This is a genomic window from Thalassolituus sp. UBA2009, from assembly GCF_002335285.1.
In the GTDB taxonomy this organism is placed as follows: Bacteria; Pseudomonadota; Gammaproteobacteria; order Pseudomonadales; family Oceanobacteraceae; genus Venatoribacter; species Venatoribacter alkanivorans.
In genome coordinates this window covers 3,094-5,737 of record NZ_DDCJ01000129.1, presented here as the reverse complement: position 1 = coordinate 5,737, position 2,644 = coordinate 3,094, and the positions used below count along the sequence as shown (strand labels likewise).

The following is a 2,644-nucleotide window of genomic DNA, read 5'->3' as shown; positions in this document are numbered from 1 at the left end:
GTTTTTGTGCTTCCGGAAAAATGACAGCGGATATCCAGTTTCTCTTCCTGGCGAATGGCTCGGTATTGAGTGATCTCATTGCGGATATGCACCAGCCCCATGAGGGCGAGAGGAAATTGCTTATGCAGCATCAGCTCCATGTGCAGCGGGAATGCCAGTACGTGTGGGTAGGTCAGCGGCAGCAAGGATGTCTGAGTGCGGAAGCCGCAGACGCTGGCGTAAGCCGCTACCCGCTCCGGGCGCGCTTTCACACCAACCAGCAGAGCTTCAATATCAGGCATCTGTATATCACGCTGGCCGGCGCCACGTGCCAGCAGCGCCCGGGCGTATTGGCTCAGAGTTCCCGGAGTCGCACTGAATTGCATGCGTATAGCTTGAGTCATGGCCACGGTGTCCTTAATTAATATTCTGATCAGACAAGGGTGAGAAAGGGGAGTATAGAGGCAGCTTGCAGAGGGCCATTGGCGCAGCCACTTCGTGTGCGGCGTCAGTTTGGTCAATAGGACTTGCAGCGGCCTGTTTATCTGGCAGAATTCGCCAACACTCATCAGGAATTTCAACGACTTATGTCCGGTGGAATGACAGAACTGCGTGACTCTGGCGTCATGATCCAGCTGGCTCATCAGGCCATGCTGAAAATGGGGTTGGATGTGGATGCGGTGTTTGCGCGTTTGGGGGTTACCCCTGAGTTGCTGGCAGACAGGAATATCCGCACACCACACGAAGCTCAGCTGATCTTTTGGCATGTGCTGGAAGAGGTCAGCCAGGATGCTGATATCGGTCTGCATCTTGGCGAACATATGCCTGTATATAAGGGGCAGGTGCTTCAGTACCTGTTTCTGTCCAGTCCGACCTTTGGTGAGGGGTTGAAAAGAGCACTGAATTATCAGCGCCTGCTCAGCGATGCTTCTCAGGCCAGTACCGGCACGGAAGGCGATCAGGCATATATTCTGGTCGAGAGTGCCAGCGACCGTGTGGCCGGCCTGCGCCATCTGAATGAATGCATGGCGCTTGGCCTGATCCGTTTCTTCCGTTATGTAACCGATGATGCCTTTGTGCCATCCTGCGTTCATTTCAGCCATGAAAAACCGGCTGACAGTACGGAGCATGAGCGGATTTTTGCCTGTCCGGTTCTGTTTGAACAGGATGACAACCGTATTTATTTCAATACCCAGCTGCTGGATATGCCGTCTTCCCATGCTGAGCCGGAACTGCTGCAGCTGCACGAAAAACTGGCGATTGAGCATGTGGCCAAGCTGGAGCGTCAGGATATTGTGACCAGGGTATACAGGGTCTTCGGCGAAATTCTGGAAACGGGACAGGTCAGTCTGGAAGATGTCGCGGAGCGGCTGGACATTAAATCCCGCACATTACGTACCCGTCTGGCGGAAGCGGGCACTAACTTCAATCAGTTGCTGGCAGACTACCGCTGCAACCTGGCTAAACGTCTGTTATCCGGTACCGATGAGAGTATCGACGAGATTGTCTACCTTACCGGTTTTTCTGAACCGAGTACTTTCTACAGGGCATTTAAACGCTGGACCAGCCAGACACCGGTTGAGTACCGCAATCAGCGTAAACAGTTATGAAGTGGGCTGATTAGCCTTTTCTTGCAGGGTAATACTTTCAGTCGTCGTGAATCTTTAACTTATTGTCATAATAGTGTTCATTTTTTGATCTGGTTTTCTTCGTGTGCCTGAGCCATTGTAATCGGGTTTTTATTCGGAGGATTTGTTATGAGCCAGACGCAGAAATTATCACTGATTCAACCCTTGGTTGAGCACATGATGCAGACTCAGGACGTTGCAGAATGGCGTCAGGCCCTGCTCAATCAGGGAATTATGAGTAAAGAAGAAGTCATCGCCCTTGATCAGAATGCTCTGCATGCAGCGTATAAAACATTTAAAATCATGCAGTTGCTGAATGAGCACCCGGATCACATCATGAATGAGATCGAGCGTAATAAAGTTTGCTGGAAACTGGATTTCAGCTACGACTATCATCAGGGCGCTGTCTGCTACTGACCTGCAGGCCTGTACTTTTATCAGCCTGTTAGCGCAAACAAAAAAAGCCCGCCAGTTGCGGGCTTTTTTTGTTTACTGACTAAACTGTCACAGGGTTCAATTTCCGGCTGTTCTGGCCGATAACCCAAAGAACAGCAACACAGTCTGAGCGGAGGCTATATGGCAATCACAATTACCCCCTCGCAATACCGGAATTACGGCACCCAGAATCCTGAGGGCAGTAAAAAGGCCGGAGCTTCTGCCAGCGATGTAAAACAGGGGGCAGCCGCCGAATCCCTGGCTAAGGCACTTCCCGGCGTTATTCAGCTGGATAAAAAACAGAGTCCGGAGGAAACCGCTTCAGCCATCCTGCGCCATGTACAAAATGGTATTAACCAGCTGCGTTCCCAGGGGGCAGATCAGAGCCGCATCGATCAGCGCCTGCAGGCCGCCCGTGAAGGCATTGCCAAAGGTTATGCCCAGGCAACAGAGATGCTGGACGGTATGGGGCTGCTGGATGACGAATTAAAAGGCCAGATTGCCGCCGGACGCCAACTGGTCGACGATGGACTGGATCAGCTCGCCCGACCGGCAGAACAGAGTCGGGCGTTGCTTGCCAGTAAAAGCTCGCTCAGCGTGGC

At 52.2% G+C, this 2,644-nt stretch carries 3 protein-coding genes and 1 pseudogene; 3 read left to right on the top strand and 1 reads right to left on the bottom strand.

Annotated elements, in window-relative coordinates:
* A pseudogene (locus B3P58_RS15680) lies at positions 1-383 on the bottom strand (acyl dehydratase); the annotation flags it as partial.
* 183 nt (positions 384-566) lie between these two features.
* Here B3P58_RS15680 and B3P58_RS15675 point away from each other — a divergent pair.
* The 3 genes from B3P58_RS15675 to B3P58_RS15665 form a co-directional block, all read left to right on the top strand.
* Positions 567-1,589, top strand: a complete 1,023-nt coding sequence (locus tag B3P58_RS15675; protein WP_255605903.1) for an AraC family transcriptional regulator — start codon at positions 567-569, stop codon at positions 1,587-1,589.
* Positions 1,590-1,736: 147 nt separating this feature from the next.
* The gene (locus B3P58_RS15670) at positions 1,737-2,024 is read left to right on the top strand and encodes a hypothetical protein (protein WP_145469438.1); all 288 of its coding nucleotides are present in this window, start codon (positions 1,737-1,739) and stop codon (positions 2,022-2,024) included.
* A 159-nt stretch (positions 2,025-2,183) separates the two neighbouring features.
* A partial coding sequence (locus B3P58_RS15665; RefSeq protein ID WP_286718944.1) for a DUF5610 domain-containing protein occupies positions 2,184-2,644 on the top strand: 461 nt, incomplete at its 3' end.

Excerpts from the sequence above, each read along its gene's own strand:
- B3P58_RS15670 (WP_145469438.1), top strand. The coding sequence starts at position 1,737 with ATGAGCCAGACGCAGAAATTATCACTGATTCAACCCTTGGTTGAGCAC.
- B3P58_RS15675 (WP_255605903.1), top strand. The coding sequence starts at position 567 with ATGTCCGGTGGAATGACAGAACTGCGTGACTCTGGCGTCATGATCCAG.